The 16,647-nt window shown below is 33.9% G+C and carries 15 protein-coding genes; 5 read left to right on the forward strand and 10 right to left on the reverse strand.

Annotated elements, in window-relative coordinates; genetic code table 11:
• Positions 1–8 precede the first annotated feature (8 nt).
• The 6 genes from AAFN75_RS02015 to AAFN75_RS02040 form a co-directional block, all read right to left on the reverse strand.
• Positions 9–2,156, reverse strand: a complete 2,148-nt coding sequence (locus tag AAFN75_RS02015; protein WP_411808013.1) for a T9SS type A sorting domain-containing protein — start codon at positions 2,154–2,156, stop codon at positions 9–11.
• 131 nt (positions 2,157–2,287) lie between these two features.
• A complete protein-coding gene (gene tpiA, locus AAFN75_RS02020) occupies positions 2,288–3,037 on the reverse strand; it encodes a triose-phosphate isomerase (protein ID WP_411808014.1) in 750 nt (249 codons plus the stop codon).
• Positions 3,038–3,106: 69 nt separating this feature from the next.
• Entirely contained in the window at positions 3,107–3,598 is a 492-nt protein-coding gene (locus tag AAFN75_RS02025) for a TlpA family protein disulfide reductase (RefSeq protein ID WP_411808015.1), read from the reverse strand.
• A gap of 37 nt (positions 3,599–3,635) precedes the next feature.
• Positions 3,636–4,712: an ABC transporter permease gene (locus AAFN75_RS02030; RefSeq protein WP_411809260.1), complete on the reverse strand. Its 1,077-nt coding sequence runs from the start codon at positions 4,710–4,712 to the stop codon at positions 3,636–3,638.
• A gap of 60 nt (positions 4,713–4,772) precedes the next feature.
• On the reverse strand, positions 4,773–6,083 hold the full coding sequence (locus AAFN75_RS02035) for a BT_3928 family protein (protein WP_411808016.1): 1,311 nt from the start codon (positions 6,081–6,083) through the stop codon (positions 4,773–4,775).
• A gap of 179 nt (positions 6,084–6,262) precedes the next feature.
• Positions 6,263–6,802 (reverse strand): DUF1599 domain-containing protein, encoded by a 540-nt coding sequence (locus AAFN75_RS02040; RefSeq protein WP_411809261.1) that lies wholly within the window; start codon positions 6,800–6,802, stop codon positions 6,263–6,265.
• A 146-nt stretch (positions 6,803–6,948) separates the two neighbouring features.
• Here AAFN75_RS02040 and folP point away from each other — a divergent pair, with 146 nt between their 5' ends.
• The 4 genes from folP to AAFN75_RS02060 are packed head-to-tail and all read left to right on the forward strand — an operon-like array spanning position 6,949 to position 10,074.
• Positions 6,949–7,773, forward strand: coding sequence for a dihydropteroate synthase (gene folP, locus AAFN75_RS02045; RefSeq protein ID WP_411808017.1), 825 nt, complete (start codon positions 6,949–6,951; stop codon positions 7,771–7,773).
• 3 nt (positions 7,774–7,776) lie between these two features.
• On the forward strand, positions 7,777–8,463 hold the full coding sequence (locus AAFN75_RS02050) for a hypothetical protein (protein WP_411808018.1): 687 nt from the start codon (positions 7,777–7,779) through the stop codon (positions 8,461–8,463).
• Positions 8,464–8,498: 35 nt separating this feature from the next.
• Positions 8,499–9,284: a diadenylate cyclase gene (locus AAFN75_RS02055; protein ID WP_144116557.1), complete on the forward strand. Its 786-nt coding sequence runs from the start codon at positions 8,499–8,501 to the stop codon at positions 9,282–9,284.
• 1 nt (position 9,285) lies between these two features.
• Positions 9,286–10,074: a DUF3667 domain-containing protein gene (locus AAFN75_RS02060; protein ID WP_411808019.1), complete on the forward strand. Its 789-nt coding sequence runs from the start codon at positions 9,286–9,288 to the stop codon at positions 10,072–10,074.
• A 42-nt stretch (positions 10,075–10,116) separates the two neighbouring features.
• Here the strand turns inward: AAFN75_RS02060 and AAFN75_RS02065 are convergent, their stop codons facing one another.
• The 3 genes from AAFN75_RS02065 to AAFN75_RS02075 all read right to left on the reverse strand — a co-directional run bounded on the left by AAFN75_RS02065 (position 10,117) and on the right by AAFN75_RS02075 (position 14,173).
• Positions 10,117–11,886, reverse strand: a complete 1,770-nt coding sequence (locus AAFN75_RS02065; protein WP_411808020.1) for an ABC transporter ATP-binding protein — start codon at positions 11,884–11,886, stop codon at positions 10,117–10,119.
• Entirely contained in the window at positions 11,887–12,630 is a 744-nt protein-coding gene (gene truA, locus AAFN75_RS02070; RefSeq protein ID WP_411809262.1) for a tRNA pseudouridine(38-40) synthase TruA, read from the reverse strand.
• 289 nt (positions 12,631–12,919) lie between these two features.
• Positions 12,920–14,173: an NRAMP family divalent metal transporter gene (locus AAFN75_RS02075; protein ID WP_411808021.1), complete on the reverse strand. Its 1,254-nt coding sequence runs from the start codon at positions 14,171–14,173 to the stop codon at positions 12,920–12,922.
• 369 nt (positions 14,174–14,542) lie between these two features.
• Between AAFN75_RS02075 and AAFN75_RS02080 the strand changes: the two genes are divergently transcribed.
• Positions 14,543–15,052: a metallophosphoesterase family protein gene (locus tag AAFN75_RS02080; protein WP_411808022.1), complete on the forward strand. Its 510-nt coding sequence runs from the start codon at positions 14,543–14,545 to the stop codon at positions 15,050–15,052.
• Positions 15,053–15,062: 10 nt separating this feature from the next.
• Here AAFN75_RS02080 and AAFN75_RS02085 read toward each other — a convergent pair whose 3' ends face one another.
• Positions 15,063–16,640 carry an FAD-binding protein gene (locus AAFN75_RS02085; RefSeq protein WP_411808023.1) on the reverse strand — a complete coding sequence of 526 codons (1,578 nt, stop codon included), beginning with the start codon at positions 16,638–16,640 and terminating at the stop codon, positions 15,063–15,065.
• Positions 16,641–16,647: the final 7 nt, after the last annotated feature.

The raw sequence follows: 16,647 nt of genomic DNA on the forward strand, positions 1-16,647 counted from the left end.
AAAACACATTACTGTTTTATAATACGCTTAATTAAACGTGCGTTAGCAGCTTCAATAACCACTATATATACAGAAGGATGCAAACTTGAAATATCGATAGTTTTCATATTATCATGCAACTTAACCGATTTAATTACCCTGCCATTCAAATCTAAAACAGAAAGGTTTTGTAAATTCATTTGCCCTGAATGTTCTATATGAAACACATTGGTTGTTGGGTTTGGATACAGCTTTAAATTTTTAATACTTACTGTATTTACTACCAGCGCTACTTGTTGCGCAGACATATTAAAACTTAAGATACCAGACTGAGAAGATAGATTACCAACCTTTAATAAATACTCATTTCCTTGAGTTAAATTAGTAAAAAACCCACTATTAGTAAAGCATTGTAACTCTGTGGTTCCACAAGCATCGAATAAAGCATAATACCCCAACACATTTTCAGATAAGTGACTAATCTCAATATCATTAGTACTTGGCATGGTAAAACTATACCAAACATCTTGTACGGTAAGCGATTCGCTTGGAGGTTCGCAAGCGGTAATTACACTATTGGTAGCTGCCCCATTATTGGTTGAAGTTGTTATGTACCCCTCTGTAGGAACTACTATGTTTTGAGGAGAAGAGCATTCGTCATTAAAAATATTTTCAAGGGCTTGTAGTCTAAAATTTCGCGAATTGGAATCGTTCAATTTTTGTGAAACCCGTAACTTATAAGTTGTATTAAATATTAAATTTGAAAAGGTTCCGTTACCTTGAAAGCACCCTATTTCATTACCAGAACAAGCATCGTATAAAGTCGACTTTAAATGAAATGTAGTGCCAGAAACTTGTAAATTGCCGGTTACTGGCATTACAAAATCGAACCACAAATCTAAATTAATGTCTGATTCTGTATCGCATGAGCTATTAAGACTTTCGGTCGCTGTTCTAGCATCTACGGTGTATTGCGTAAAATCGTTTGTGGTTATAGAAAGCGTTTCACTAGTACCACATTCATCATTTTCTGCCTTGGTAAACGCCTGAAATCTAGGTTGTTTATTTGTTGGATATATAGAGGCAATCCTTATTACATAATTAGTGTTTTCAACTAACCCAAAGATAATTTGCAAACCCGACTGACAAGAAATTTCGGTGCCACCACAACTATCATAAAGTGTTACTGTATCAATTCCAGACAATTGTTCTATTTTTAAATTTCCAGTTACAGGCATTGTAAAATTATACCACAAATCGAAATTTGTATCACTTGCTATTTCACAGGTGGAGTCTAAACTTTCTTTGGCTGCTCTTAAATCTGTTTGGTAGGTATTAGAATTTATTGTCTCGACGGTTATAGTTTCAGCGTTTTCACAATCATTATTTAAAGCAAATGCATAGGCTTGTAACCTAAAATTCATAGTACCCACTTCAGTAGACCGCTCTGCAACTCTTAAATTATACGTTGAATTTTGACTTAAATTTTCAAATAATCCAATACCCGAAAAACATTGCAACTCATTGCCTGTACAACTATCATAAAGTGTAAACGTTTGTTTATTATTGGAAAATGTTACTTCAACATTACCATTAACTGGCATAATAAATTCGTACCACACATCTAAATATAGATTATTAGGAGAATCGCAACTAGCCTCGATACTTTTAGACGCATAACTTGAATCGGGATTAGGTTGTGTAAAACTTGATGTACTAATGGAAATTGTTTCTCGATTTGTACATTCATCATTAGCTGCAGCAGTTAAAGCTTGAAGCGAAAAAGCTCCACCATTGTCAAATTGGTAAGAAGCCCTTAAAAGATAAGTGTTTCCATTTGTTAAACTATTAAAAGAAGAATCGTCTTTACTACACTCAATTTCTGCGCCACCACAGGTATCATAAATAGTAAAATAATTAGTTACCGAAGTACTACTAATACGTAATATACCTTCAATAGGCATAGTGAATGTATACCATAAATCTTTATTATTTACAGACGCTGTGTTACATGAAGCATCAAGACTTTCAGTTGCTTCGGTAAAGTTTGGTGAAATTACTATTGCTGAAGCAGTGGGTATCGTAATAGGTTCTGCATTAGCACATTCGTTATTGGCAGGAACCTGAGCAAATAACGAAGAAGAACATATTAATAAAAGTAATTTTAAAGTTTTCATGAGGATTGATTTTAATTAATAAATAGCTAACTGCAAGCTAACTATAACTAAAACCAAAAACTTAAGGGCATTCTCTAGTTTTTAAAAACTAGGGAATACCCTTAGATAATACTTTTATTATTTTAAATTTACTAGAACGCGTTTACAATAGCAAAAAAGTCGTCTGCATTAAGTGCTGCACCACCAATTAATCCACCATCTACATCTGGCTTAGAGAAAATCTCTTCGGCATTTGCTGGTTTTACGCTACCACCGTAAAGGATTGAAACCTCATCGGCAATATCATTTCCGTATTTATCTGCTAAAGTCGCTCTAATAAATGCATGCATATCTTGTGCTTGCTCTGGACTTGCAGTTTCGCCTGTTCCAATGGCCCAAACAGGCTCATAAGCTAAAACAATGTTTTGAAAGTCTGCTGCTCCTAAATGGAATAATGCATTTTTAATTTGAAGTCCTACTACAGTTTCTTCGTTTCCTGCTTTTCTATCGGCTAATTCTTCTCCAAAACAGAAAATTACACGCATACCTTTTGCTAAAGCTGCATCTACTTTTTTGGCAAGAAGCTCGTCGGTTTCGTTAAAGTACTCACGACGCTCGCTGTGGCCTAATATAACCGTTTCAATACCGATACTTTTTAACATAGCTGCGCTAACTTCGCCAGTGTAAGCACCACTTTCTGCAAAGTGCATATTTTGTGCTATAACTTCTATATTAACACCTTTAAGTGAATTATATGCTTGCCATAAGTTAGTTGCTGTTGGTGCTACCATTACTTCGGCATCAGTTGTTTTTGTTTGCTTTTTTAATGCCGCTATTAACGCTTCGGTTTGCGCTAAATCATTATTCATTTTCCAGTTACCGGCTACAATTTGTTTTCTCATAATGTTTTAATATTCTAGATTTTATACTAAACAAGCTAAAATTAATATTTGCTAATAGAACAAAAATAACTATTTTTTTAATGCTTCTATCAACTTATCGTCGTTAGCTTCAATAACATTAAATACAACGATTTCGCTAGCTTTATTAATTAGCATATATCTAGGAATCCAGCTAATATTTACAAAATCTGCAAAATCGCAATCTTTAGCATTTGGTAAATAATAATGATTGCCGGTTACATTATATTTTTTTATGCCTCTTTTCCATGCATCTTGCCCTCTATCTAGTGATAAAAACACATAGGCTACATCTGGAAACTGCTCTTGTAATGCTTTTACTTTAGGCATACCTTTTATACAATCGCTACACCATGATGCCCAAATATCTACAACAATATTTTTACCTTTATGCGTTTCTAAAATGCTTTTGAAGGTTGTTGCATTACCTTCTAGGTTTATAAAAGAATCGTTTAAAGCCTCCTCTGAGAATTGCGTTGGTTCTTGCGAGTTACAGCTTAATAGGCTTACTAATAAAGCAAGCGTGTATATTATTTTTTTCATGTTATGTTTTTAAGGAGATTTTAGCCTGAGCAGGACATTATTCTAATTTAACTTTTGGATCTAACCACACGTAAATTATGTCGACAAAAATATTAATAATTACAAACATAACGGCTATAATTAACACCGAGCCCATAATTACTGGTAAGTCTAGAGTGTTTAATGCATTTACGATCTCTTTACCCAAACCGTTCCAACCAAAAATATACTCTACAAACACAGCTCCTGCCAACATGGAAGCAAACCATCCTGAAATTGCTGTAACTACAGGATTTAAAGCATTTTTAACGGCGTGTCTTTTTATAATTTGAAATTCGCTTAGCCCTTTTGCTCTAGCGGTTCTTATATAATCTTGATTAAAAACTTCTAACAACGAGTTTCGCATAAGTTGAATAACCACTGCTAACGGACGAATACCTAGTACAATTGCTGGTAATATTAAATTTTTCCATTTTATATGCATGGCTTCGCCAAAATCGTCTAGCTCATAAAGGCTGCCCGTCATTTCTAAATTAGTATAATCGTGCAGTAAATAGCCAAAGAACCACGCAAATAAAATCGCGCTAAAAAATGATGGAATACTCATACCAAACGTACTGAATATTTGAATGGTTTTATCGAGCCAACCGTCCTTATACAATGCAGAAACAATTCCTAATAAAACACCTAAAATAATGGCGATTATAATGGCTGATACAGCTAAAACAAAAGTGTTTGGTAGTGTTTCTGATAACACCTGACTAACGCGCTTTCCTTGTTTTGCGAAGGATTCTCTTAAATATGGTGCCTTTAAAACCGTTGTAGTGTTTCCTAATGCGAATAATTGGGTTGCGCTATACTTCCCATCGCTTAAGAAGGTGTAATCTTCGGAATTATTAGAATGAAACGATATAGGCGATAAATCGTTTAAATAATAAAAATACTGGGTGCTTATTGGCTTATCGAAACCATACTTTTTCTTGACGATAGCTAATTGCTCGCTGTCATCATTTTGTCCCATCATCATTTGAGCAGGATCTCCGGGAAGCACACTAAATAAAAAGAAAATAACAGTAACCACCCCAAGTAATGTGAGGAGCGCGTAAAAGATTTTATTTAGTAAGTAGTTTATCAGTTGTTGTTTTTTAAATTGACACGAATTTCACTAATGTTCACGGAATAGTTTCGTTGTAAATTATTCTTCTTTTAATTTCAATTGCACTATTTCTTTATAAACACTATCCTTTCCTAGATTGAATGCTTTAACCTGTGTAGAGTCCTTAATAACATTTATGCTTTCAATTTTTTCTGAATCTATAGCCTCTACTTCTTCTTTTGTTGAAGGTACATCATTTATAAAATAAGCAATTATATCTTCTTGCTTTTTAGGTTCCACTGGCTTCTCTACTTTAGGCAACTTTAAATCTTCAATATCATTCCAATGTACTTTTTGCTTAACCAAGCCTTTGTTTAACTCTAAAACTCCAGGGTTTGAACGCACTACTGTTTTTAAAGCTTTTTCATCGCATAAATACCAAGTAAAATCTATGTTGTAGGCTTCGTTTATACGTTGTTTAGCATCTTCGCCAGAAGCTGTTAAACCTATAATTTGAAAATTATTTCGTCTGGCTTCATCTTGTAATGCTTTTAATTTTAAAGCGCCTCCTTGCTCGATACTTTCTAAACTGTAAGATACTACAATTACCAAGTGCTCTTGTTCTAAAAAGTGCGTTGTTAAATCGTCGGTATCGGTTTCAATAGAAAAATCGACTACTGGTGGCGTGTAACCCTCTTGTATCACTTTAGTTTCAACACCTACAAAATCGCCTTCTACAGATGGGTAAGAGCCATTGGTTTTAATAACTTTTTCTTCGCCGTTAACTTTAAATTTCCAACTGTATTCTTGAATGGGTTTTGGTGCATCTTCGGGTACAAGCATACCTTCTTGAATATTTTTACCTATAGCATATGCTCTAAAATCTATTGCTGGTAAATGCATTAATACATGGTAACCAAACCACAAACTTAATATAAACCCTAACAATGCTATTACAGTGGTTACAAGGTTTCCAAAAATTGGTTTAATATGTTTAACACCTATAAAAAGGATTACAATTAACACTAAAAGTGCAACATCCTTCCAGAAGGTTTCCCAAGGTTTTAATTTTATGAAGTCGCCAAAACAGCCACAATCCTTTACTTTTTCGAAATAAGCCGCGTAAAATGTTAAGAAGGTGAAAAACACAATCATTAATAACAAACTCCAAACGGTAAATTTAGGTTTGTAACCAATAAGCAGAAATACACCTAATACCACTTCAAAAACCACAACAAACACCGAAATTATAAGCGCATAAGGTTCTAAAAATGGAATATTTAAAACATCTGGACTAAAATATTCTTGTAATTTATATGAGAATCCAAGTGGGTCGTTAAGTTTTATAAATCCTGAAAAAATGAATAATACACCTACTAGGATTCTTGATATGTTTACTAATGTTTTCATAAATTTTGTCATTCCTGCGAAGGCAGGAATCTTTTTAATTTAAGTTATATACTTTCTTGGTGTTTTCCTATTTGAATAGGAACTACAACAATTTTTCATTCAAATTGAAGATGATAATTGAACACCTCCCTTAATCCCTCCTTTTTAGGAGGGAAACTGTTGTCAAAAAAAACTATTAATTATTTTTCATTTAAATGAATCATTGCGAAAATTGAGTAATTAATCATATCCTGATAATTAGCATCAATACCTTCACTCACTAAAGTTTTTCCTTTATTATCTTCAATTTGTTTAACACGCAATAATTTTTGTAAAATTAAATCGGTTAAACTACTAACACGCATTTCTCGCCAAGCCTCGCCATAATCATGGTTTTTATTTTCCATAAGCTGTTTTGTAATGGCTGCTTTTTCGGTGTAAAGTGCTGTAGCTTCTTCGGTAGACATATCAGGCTGCTCAACAACACCTCTATCTAATTGAATTAAAGCCATAATACAGTAATTGATTATTCCAATAAACTCGCTTTCTTGTCCTTCATCAACCTTCTGAACTTCATTTTGCTGTAGGCCTCTAATACGTTGTGCCTTAATAAAAATTTGATCTGTTAACGATGGCAACCTTAATATTCTCCAGGCGCTTCCGTAATCACTCATTTTTTTAATAAATAAACTTTTACAGGTATCTATTACGGCATCATATTGTTTTGAAGTATCTTGCATATATGGTGAACTAATTTCAATTTTGCGTAAATTTCGCTTAAATTGTTTAAAGTTCAAAAGTTTAAGGTTTAAAGTTTTGAAGACTACCTTTGATGTTTCAAATTTAAAGTTTTAGGTTTGGAATTTGATACTCGAATTTTAAGATTATGACAATTAATTGCAAAGGCAAACTTATTGATTTATCGTCACCAAAAGTGATGGGCATTTTAAACGTTACACCAGATTCGTTTTACGATGGTGACTCGCATAAAAACGAAGCCGAAATTTTAAAACACGTTGAGCAAATGCTTAACGACGGTGCTACGTTTATTGATGTTGGCGCATATAGTTCGCGCCCTAATGCCGACCATGTTAGCGAGACCGATGAGTTAAAGCGTATTATCCCAATTATAAACCTAATTTTAAAGGCGTTTCCAGAAACCTTACTATCCATAGATACTTTTAGAAGTGAAGTAGCAAAATCCTGTATTGATGCTGGTGCTTGCATGATAAATGATATTTCGGCTGGAAAGTTAGACGACCATATGTTGCAAACTATTGCGAAACTGCGTGTACCGTATATTATGATGCACATGCGAGGCACTCCGCAAACCATGCAACAACAGACCAATTATACTAATTTGGTTAAAGATGTGCTCTTTTATTTTTCTGAAAGAATAGCTAAAGCAAAAGATCTAGGTATTGCAGATGTTATTATAGACCCTGGTTTTGGTTTTGCTAAAACTTTAGAGCAAAATTTTGAATTGCTAAATCAATTAGAGCTTTTTAAAATAACTGAAAAACCTTTACTTGTAGGTATTTCTAGAAAATCTATGATTTATAAAACCCTTGAAACCTCAGCCAAAGAAGCTTTAAACGGCACCTCTGTTTTAAATACAGTTTCGTTGCAAAAAGGCGCTTCTATTTTGAGAGTGCATGATGTTAAGGAAGCTATGGAATGTATAAAATTAACCAGATTAATAGATTATTAGATTATGAAGAACCTACTATACGTATTGCTTTTAACTGTTTTCTTTTCCTGCGGAAATGATAAAGTCGTGTTACTACCAGAGATTAATCATTCTGAAATTACAAAAATCTTAGATGTTTCTCCTGGTTACTTATTTTACGATGAAACTAAAACGGATAGTGTAGAACTAAACCGAAAAAACCTGATAAGCACTACAAATTGGTTGATTAATGTCGATAAACGCTTAACGCTTAAACAAGTTATTCCGCATATAAAATACCTTCAAGTTAAAAAGGCCAATTCTAGTCATAAAAAAGAAGGTGTAAAAAACTATTTTACTTGTAACAACACGAGTAAAAAGAATTTAGGATTTATAGATTTTACCGATGTTGTTTATATAGAAATGACAAAAAAAGATTCATTCCCTAAACTTACTAGAAGTGAAAAAATCAATCAATACGTTATCACCTTAAATGGACAAAATGGAGCCATTAGAAATGCTGTAGAAAATCTGATAACTAAAAATTCAGACAAATCTCATCTATCTGAAAGCTTTAAAAATTTAATTAAAAACAAACATTCTATAACCGAACTTATTTTAAAATTCAATGAAAACATAACTTTTCAAGAATATATTAATTTTAAATCAATACTTTTAAAAAAGGATATAGATAACGTCATTATTTCCAAGAATGAATATATTTTTAATTAACCCTTTTTTACTAAATTTACCAAAACCCACTTCCATTGGATATTTTTAAAGACCTTTTAAAATTTACCCTTGTCGATATTATAGATGTTATTCTAGTAGCACTGCTACTTTACTATGTTTACCGATTAATTAAAGGCACCGTTGCCATTAATATTTTTATTGGAATTATTATAATTTACGGCGCTTGGATGCTAACCGATTTTCTAAACATGGAGCTTCTTACAGGCATATTTGGTGGCTTTATGAAAGTAGGTATTATTGCCTTAATTGTGGTTTTTCAGCCAGAAATACGGAAGTTTTTACTCATGGTAGGCTCCACAAATTTAGGAACACGTGGTAAATTTTTTCAGCAAATAAACTTTTTAAAAACTGAAACTACTAACGAAACCGATATTGATGCTGTAGTTTCGGCGTGTAATAAAATGTCCATGTCTAAAACAGGGGCGCTAATTGTTTTTGAGCGTAATAACAACTTAGATTTCTTATCGCAATCTGGCGACGAAATGAATATAAAAGTTACTCAGCCCATAATTGAAAGTATCTTTTTTAAAAATAGCCCTTTACACGACGGTGCTATTGTGGTTAGTAATAATATTGTAAAAGCTACACGTGTTATTCTTCCTGTAAATAACGAAAAAAACATTCCGCAACGTTTTGGTTTACGCCATAGAGCCGCTATTGGAGTTACCGAAAAAACCGATGCCTTGGCACTAGTTGTTAGTGAAGAAACTGGACATATTTCTTATTTTAAAGATGGAGAATTTGTCGTTTTTGAGGACACTACAGAGTTAACCACTATGATTAAAACCGATTTAGCATAATTTGAATTGTAAAAACTGTAATACTAACCTAGACCAATTAAGTACCTATTGCCATAATTGTGGTGGTAAAGTCATTAAAAAACGGTTAACCTTAAAAAATATAACTCAACATCTGGGTGAAACTTTTTTCAATTACGACAACACTTTAATTACCACCATTATCTGCTTAATTAAAGCACCAGAGCAGGTTATTGATAGTTATGTTAAAGGTGTTAGAAAGCGGTATATCAATCCTATAAGTTTTTTCGGAATTTCTTTAACACTTACCGGATTTACTATTTTTATTATTAGAAAATTCTATAAAAATGCTTTAGATGTTTCAAACCTATTTGATAGCACAGCCATGCATTCAAATAAAGCTTCGCAAGATATTATGGCGTCTTCATCAGATTTTTCGTTGGATTATTCGTCGCTTATTTACGCTTCAATGATTCCTTTGTTTGCCGTTATTTCTTGGATATTATTTAATAAGAAAAAATACAATTTTACCGAGCATTTGGTAATTTACATGTACAGCATGTCGCTATATTCTATTATTTCAGCAATTCTAGGGCTTTTAATTTTAGTAATTAACGCCAATTACTATCTAGCATTTAGCACTTATTTTTATATAGCAACCTTACTTTATCATTGCTATCTTCTTAAAAGACTCTTCAATTTAACTTTTAAAGAAATAATACTGAAAACCCTTCTCTTTATAATTCTATTTACAATTGCATTTGTAGTACTTACCATAGGTATAGGTATAATTATGGCGATAGTGATGCAACTAAATGGTGAATTAAAATAAAGGCCTTTAAATCAAGCTTCACTTGTCAGAAAAAAGTACTTTTTAAGCCACTTCCTCTTTTAAAAATTGAACCTCGTATAAATTTCTGTAATAGCCATTTTCTTTTTTAAGTAGCTCGTTATGGGTGCCTTGTTCTACAATTTCGCCTGAGTCCATTACTATAATTTTGTCTGCTTTTTTAATAGTTGCCAAACGGTGCGCAATAACAATAGATGTTCTGCCTTTTGTAATTTTATCGGTAGCATTTTGTATTAATTGCTCAGAATATGAATCTACAGACGATGTAGCCTCATCCAACACTAAAATACTAGGGTTAGTAACATAAGCTCGTAAAAACGAAATTAATTGACGCTGCCCTGAAGATAACATAACACCACGTTCCTTAACGTTGTAATTATAACCATTTGGTAAGCTCTTAATAAAATCATGAATCCCAATATCTTTTGCAGCTTGGTACACTTGTGCATCGGTAATTTCTGGATGGTCCAAAGTAATATTATTCATAATGGTATCTGCAAACAAAAACACATCTTGCAAAACCACAGCAATTTGGTTTCTTAAAGCGGCTAAAGTCACACTTTTAATATCAATACCATCAACGCTAATTACGCCTTCGCCAATTTCATAAAAACGATTTAGTAAATTAATAATGGTCGATTTCCCTGCTCCTGTGGCACCAACTATGGCTACTGTTTCGCCTGCCGTCACATCAAAAGAAATGCCTTTAAGCACCTCTTCCTCTTCAACATAGCTAAAATGCACCCCTTCAAACTTTATATTGCCTTTAAACGATTCTGGAACTTGTGTACCATGATCATCAATTTGCGATGTTGTATCAATTACCTTAAACACACGAGTGGCTGCCACCATTCCCATTTGTAACGTATTAAACTTATCTGCTATTTGGCGCAACGGTCTAAACAGTAAAGGCATAAACATAACAAAGGCAACCAAATCCCCTTGGGTAATGGTACTATCGTCCACAATCATTCGTAAGCCACCATACCATGCTACCAAACCAATGGTAATGGATGCACATAAATCTGGTAAAGGAAAAAATATAGAGTTATACCAAACCGTTTTAAGCCAACCTTTTTTATGGCGCTCATTAATTTCCTTAAAGTTTTTATACTCAACATCTTCACGCGTAAACAATTGTAAAATTTTCATTCCTGTTAAGCGCTCTTGTACAAAACTATTTAAGTTAGACACTTCGGTTCGCACTTCCTCGAAGGCCTTTTTCATATACTTCTGAAAAATTCTTGTGGCATAAACCAGTAAAGGCATCATTATAAAAACAATTAAGCTAAGCTTAAAGTTTATATAAATCATAACTCCAAAAACCACGACCATAGTCAACAAATCTTTGAAAATCATGAATAGACCTTGTCCAAAAATATCGGCAATACGTTCCATATCGGTTACCGCACGCGTAATGAGTAAACCTACCGAAGAGTTGTCGTAATATTTCATTTTAAAACGCAGTAAATGGTCAAAGAGTTTAACACGCACATCCTTTACCAAATTTTGCCCCAACCAAGCCGCATAGTAAATAAATAGCAACTGAAAAACCGTTTGCACAATCAATACCACAAGCATTAAAATAATATAAAACAAAAAGTCTTTTTCCACTCTGTTTCCAATACTATCATCTATGGCGTATTTAGTAATGTATGGCGTTGCCGAACTAAAAATAGCCAATAAAACCACCAATACATTAAGTCCAAAAAATACCGCCTTGTAAGGCTTTATATATTCAAAAAGACGCTTAAAAAGTTTAAAATCAAATATATTTTCTTTCGTTTTACTCATTTATAATTTTATGTCTTTTGGGTACTCAATATCTGTTAAATACAAACCATGTGCTGGCACCGAAAACCCTGCTTCACTCCTATTTTTAGAAGCTATAATGGTATGTAAACTTTCAACCTCAACTTTACCAAGTCCAATATTAATCATGGTTCCTACAATGGCACGCACCATGTTTCTTAAAAACCTATTGGCTTTTATTACAAAATGCAATTCGCCATTTTTAACCAACCATTCAGCTTGCATAATGTCGCAATTATACGTTTTAACATCGGTATGTGTCTTAGAAAAACATTGAAAATCTTTATACTCAAATAAAATTTTCGCAGCGGCATTCATTTTATCCACATCCAAAGCATGTTTTACATAAAAACAATGGTCTACATTAAACACATTCTTCTCAATTGCCACGCGGTACACATACGCTCTACTCAAGGCATGAAATCGAGCATGAACATCGGCTTTTACCTTAAAAATATCGCGAATGGCAATATCGGTAGGTAAAAAAGAATTTAACTTATAAATTAACTTAGGGGTATCAAAACCAACATCGGTATCAAAATGTGCAAATAGCTGTGTTGCATGCACACCAGCATCCGTTCGTCCTGCACCCATAATGGAAATAGGCACGCCCAACAAGGTGCTTAAAGCCTTCTCAACAACCTCTTGTACTGTTATTGCATTAGGTTGAATTTGCCAACCATGGTACGCCTTACCATTATAAGAAAGTTCTACAAAATACCGCAACACTTTTGTTTTTATCAAGACACAAAGATAACTAGATTTACGCTTCCTATAAAGCGTGGCTTCTTAATTAAATATTAAAAGATTACTAGTGTTACTTCCCGTAATAGAACAAAGTTGTTTTGTATAGAGAAATTGGGCGCTACCCGAAAAGGGTCGGGCTTTCACTACTCACTCCTTCCTTCGTCAGGGAGTTCAAACATGCCGTTCAATCTCTAACGCACCTAACTGCTATGGACATTATTTAAAAAGTTATTTAGGCTAATTTGAGAAACTAATAGAACTGAGCGACTTAAAAAATTACAACCCAAGCATAATAAATCGCTAAACACGATAAGAAAAATATGCCAGCATAAGTTAAAATTTGCAATCCTTTTTTAGGTTTGTCATCTTCCGGAATATCGCTACTTATTACATTTTTTAAATTCATATAACCCACAATAGGCGCCAACACAAAAGATGTTGCGGTGGCAATGGCTAGAATTAAGCCCATATTAGGACCCAACGTATAAAGCACAACAATACTCATTAAAGCTATTGTTACAATGCCAATTACATAATACTTTTTACCTTTAAATTTATCATGCTCACCAACAAGTAAACCTATAATATCGACACTCACTCTCGAGATAGCGTCATGCTGGGTTAAACATGTACTATACATAGTAGCAAAAGCAGAAACAGCTATAAAAACATAAGCCCAATTACCAATATGAGTTGTAAACAAATTTATTACCTGATCTGCAAAGGTTACAGCATTACTACTTAATTCTGTTCCAGAACCATAAAGCGTCATACAACCAATAACTAAAAAGAAAATAGCCAATATGGTTGTTAAAATATATCCAAAATTGAATTCGCGTAAGGCATCTTTAAGTAACGGTTTACTTCCATCTATATTATATTTCTCTGCACTCCAAAGGCTTAACCAACTACTAGCCTCCACTGCAGTAGGCATCCAACCAATAAGCGTAATTAAAAACAATATACCTAACTCGTTAAAGATAGCTGGTGGATTAAAATCTACTATAGGAGCTACTGGACCTACTTTTATAACAAGCACTGTTGTGGCCAACAATGCGAAAAATAAAATGGGTATTAAAAATTTTAAAGTAGTCTCTAAAAGCTTATATTTTCCTATAATTAATATTATACTATTTACAATAAATAAGCCCACAGCAACTGTGGTAAACGAGATATTTTGAATGCCAAAAAGGTTTATAAAAAGACCCGCAGTAATAGAACATAATGCCGCAGGCCCCGCAATACTTGTTACAATTGTTATAATAGCATACAACCATAAATATCCTCTGCCTCTATTATTATAGCCTTCAATAATACTTTTCCCAGTAATATTGGTATACCGAATACCAAACTCAAAAAACGGATATTTTAATATGTTGGCTAATACTATTGGGATAATCATAATCCAACCATATTGAGCTCCAGCTTTTGTAGATAACACCAGATGCGAAGTACCAATAGCCATACTTGCAAATAGTAGTCCCGGACCAAGATTTTTAATTAGCGTATTAAATTTTGACATGGTGGTATTGGTTAGTTTAGTTGGTAATTGGTTTAGAAGTTTTATTACTAATATAGAATTTTTAGTTTTTGCTGATCATTAATTTAATTTTCTAAAAAGTTAAAAAGCGAATTATTTGTATATGTTCTACATATATAATACCATTTGTTTTAAGTAATATACTGCAAAGATAAATTTTAGTGTGCATGAACACTAAGTGTTAAAAAAGAAATAAGATGTTTCATTTCAAAAAAATGGAAGTTATAGATATTAGGTAAGGATTTGAGGGGAAACTAAATATGATACCACAACACAGATATAATGCCCCTTTTCTGGTAGTTTGCAACAATTAATTATAACTTTACCATCACAAATTACAGTTTCAAATTAATGACCAAAATACTCCTCCTTTCAGACACACATAGTTATATTGATAAAGATATTTTAAAGTATGTTAATCAGGCTGATGAAGTTTGGCATGCCGGAGATATTGGCGACTTAAAAGTTACGGATGCCATAAAGGCTTTAAAACCATTACGCGGTGTTTATGGTAATATTGATGGTGCTGAAGTACGCGTAGAATTCCCTGAACATAACCGTTTTATGTGCGAGGGTGTCGATGTTTGGATTACGCACATTGGAGGCTATCCACCTAAATACAATCTTAGAGTTAGTGACGCTATAAAACAAAACCCACCAAGACTTTTTATTTGCGGACATTCGCATATTTTAAAGGTAATGCCCGATAAAAAGCTAAACCTAATCCATATGAATCCTGGTGCCGTTGGCAAACACGGTTTTCATAAAGTTAGAACAATGCTACGTTTTACAATTGATGGCAAAAAAATTGAGAACCTAGAGGTTATTGAATTTCCTGTGAGACACCCAAAAGAGGTTTAATTTAATACTTTTATGTGATGCTTTGATGAATTTTGTCTAAGCCACAGTTTTGCATAAACTTGTTACTAAAAACTTGCATTGAAGGTATGGACATGAGTTGGTTTCTGGCATTAATCCAAGAATCGACTGCCGTGTTACCGTACATATTTCTAATAAGGTTTTCGTTTAAATTAAAGTTAATTTTCCCCCAATGCAACGTGTACCGAATATTTTGCTGCTCCATTTTGTTCCAAACGGCTGTATAAAAATTTCTGGCTACTTGCCCGTCTATACCATCCATTTCTAAAACACAGGTATTATCAAATTTTGTAAATCCTAAGGTGGCCTTAGTGCCTTTTACATAACGCAGAGACAAACCACCAGGAAAAGGCGTATGTTTATTAACCTCCATGATTAGCTCCACTACTTTAGCGGAATCTTTAATATCTATTCCCATGGCAGCACTAGCCACTTTACCTAAAAACTTAGTATAATTAAAAATTTCCTTAATGGTACCAGTAACAACTTCTTGTGGCGCAAATGCCCTTTTATACATAACATTTACCAAAGGCGGAACTGCTAAATCTGATACGGGCGATAAATTGTCCAACAGCTTTGAAATAATGCCCAGTAAATCTTCGCCGAAAGAAAACTCGTTTGGTCGTTTTAAAAATTGATGCCCATCGTGATAAGGCCGTTTAAACATATATTTTAAAAAGGCACCTTTTTCGGTATTGTTAGGTGCAAACTTGTGTAAATTAAACAACACCTCGAAATGATAAAGATCTGTACTACCATCGGTAGCAGCAATGTTAAGATCGGTTACATCTAGTAATTCCATGGCTTTTTTTAATGGATTGCTGTAAGCGATATTACCTATTCTGTGTTCTTCTAATAAAAACTGCGGTTCGGTTTCTATCATGACCCCATGTATAAAACCAAAGCTTCCAAAACTTACTAATGCTGCGTTAAATTGGTCGTCGTTTGCAATAAACTCTGCCCCTAACCAATCGACCATATCCTGCGAAACTACTGGATACGATTTGCGCTCTAACCAAATATGTTTGTCTTCGCTAGTTATAATATGCAGCCCTACAACGGCATCTTGAATGGCACCAACATGAATTCCTGCGCCATGGGTTCCGGTGGACAAAGCTCCAGCAATGGTTTGTCCGTTACTGGCACCCGATGCTTTTATGGAGCGTTGCGGCCGCTTTTGCGACAGCCTATTGTTTAACTCGTAAATAGCTACACCACATTGCACAAAATAAAGATCGTATGGTGTTTGTGCGTACTGCAGACTGACTTGCTTTTGTTTGGGTTGAAATGAAAAGTTTAAAGAAACCGTATCGACCAAACCGCCTTTTGTAACCCCAACCTTAGAAAACGACCAACCTTTACCCAAAGCCCGAAGTTTAAGGTTATTGTTTATGGCATGATTAATTAGCCATTGAAAATTTTTAGTAGTTGCCGAGTAACGTGCTCTAGCCGAAGCTCCTGGTGGGTTATAAAGTGAAAAGGACGCATTATCTTCTAGCTGATGCGTAAAGTTTTCATGTTTGTTAGTCCACGAGCCAATAGGCAATCTGTCTATTCCTTCTGGTATCATTTTTTGA

Origin of the sequence: Algibacter sp. AS12, from assembly GCF_046736315.1 — a bacterium.
GTDB classification, from domain to species: domain Bacteria; phylum Bacteroidota; class Bacteroidia; order Flavobacteriales; family Flavobacteriaceae; genus Algibacter_B; species Algibacter_B amylolyticus.

What these genes read in the sequence shown, in the direction of transcription:
- folP (WP_411808017.1), top strand. Translation starts at nt 6,949, where the DNA reads ATGACAATTAATTGCAAAGGCAAACTTATTGATTTATCGTCACCAAAA.
- AAFN75_RS02040 (WP_411809261.1), bottom strand. Translation starts at nt 6,802, where the DNA reads ATGCAAGATACTTCAAAACAATATGATGCCGTAATAGATACCTGTAAA.
- AAFN75_RS02050 (WP_411808018.1), top strand. Translation starts at nt 7,777, where the DNA reads ATGAAGAACCTACTATACGTATTGCTTTTAACTGTTTTCTTTTCCTGC.
- AAFN75_RS02015 (WP_411808013.1), bottom strand. Translation starts at nt 2,156, where the DNA reads ATGAAAACTTTAAAATTACTTTTATTAATATGTTCTTCTTCGTTATTT.
- AAFN75_RS02080 (WP_411808022.1), top strand. Translation starts at nt 14,543, where the DNA reads ATGACCAAAATACTCCTCCTTTCAGACACACATAGTTATATTGATAAA.
- tpiA (WP_411808014.1), bottom strand. Translation starts at nt 3,037, where the DNA reads ATGAGAAAACAAATTGTAGCCGGTAACTGGAAAATGAATAATGATTTA.
- AAFN75_RS02035 (WP_411808016.1), bottom strand. Translation starts at nt 6,083, where the DNA reads ATGAAAACATTAGTAAACATATCAAGAATCCTAGTAGGTGTATTATTC.
- AAFN75_RS02075 (WP_411808021.1), bottom strand. Translation starts at nt 14,173, where the DNA reads ATGTCAAAATTTAATACGCTAATTAAAAATCTTGGTCCGGGACTACTA.
- AAFN75_RS02065 (WP_411808020.1), bottom strand. Translation starts at nt 11,886, where the DNA reads ATGAGTAAAACGAAAGAAAATATATTTGATTTTAAACTTTTTAAGCGT.
- AAFN75_RS02085 (WP_411808023.1), bottom strand. Translation starts at nt 16,640, where the DNA reads ATGATACCAGAAGGAATAGACAGATTGCCTATTGGCTCGTGGACTAAC.
- AAFN75_RS02025 (WP_411808015.1), bottom strand. Translation starts at nt 3,598, where the DNA reads ATGAAAAAAATAATATACACGCTTGCTTTATTAGTAAGCCTATTAAGC.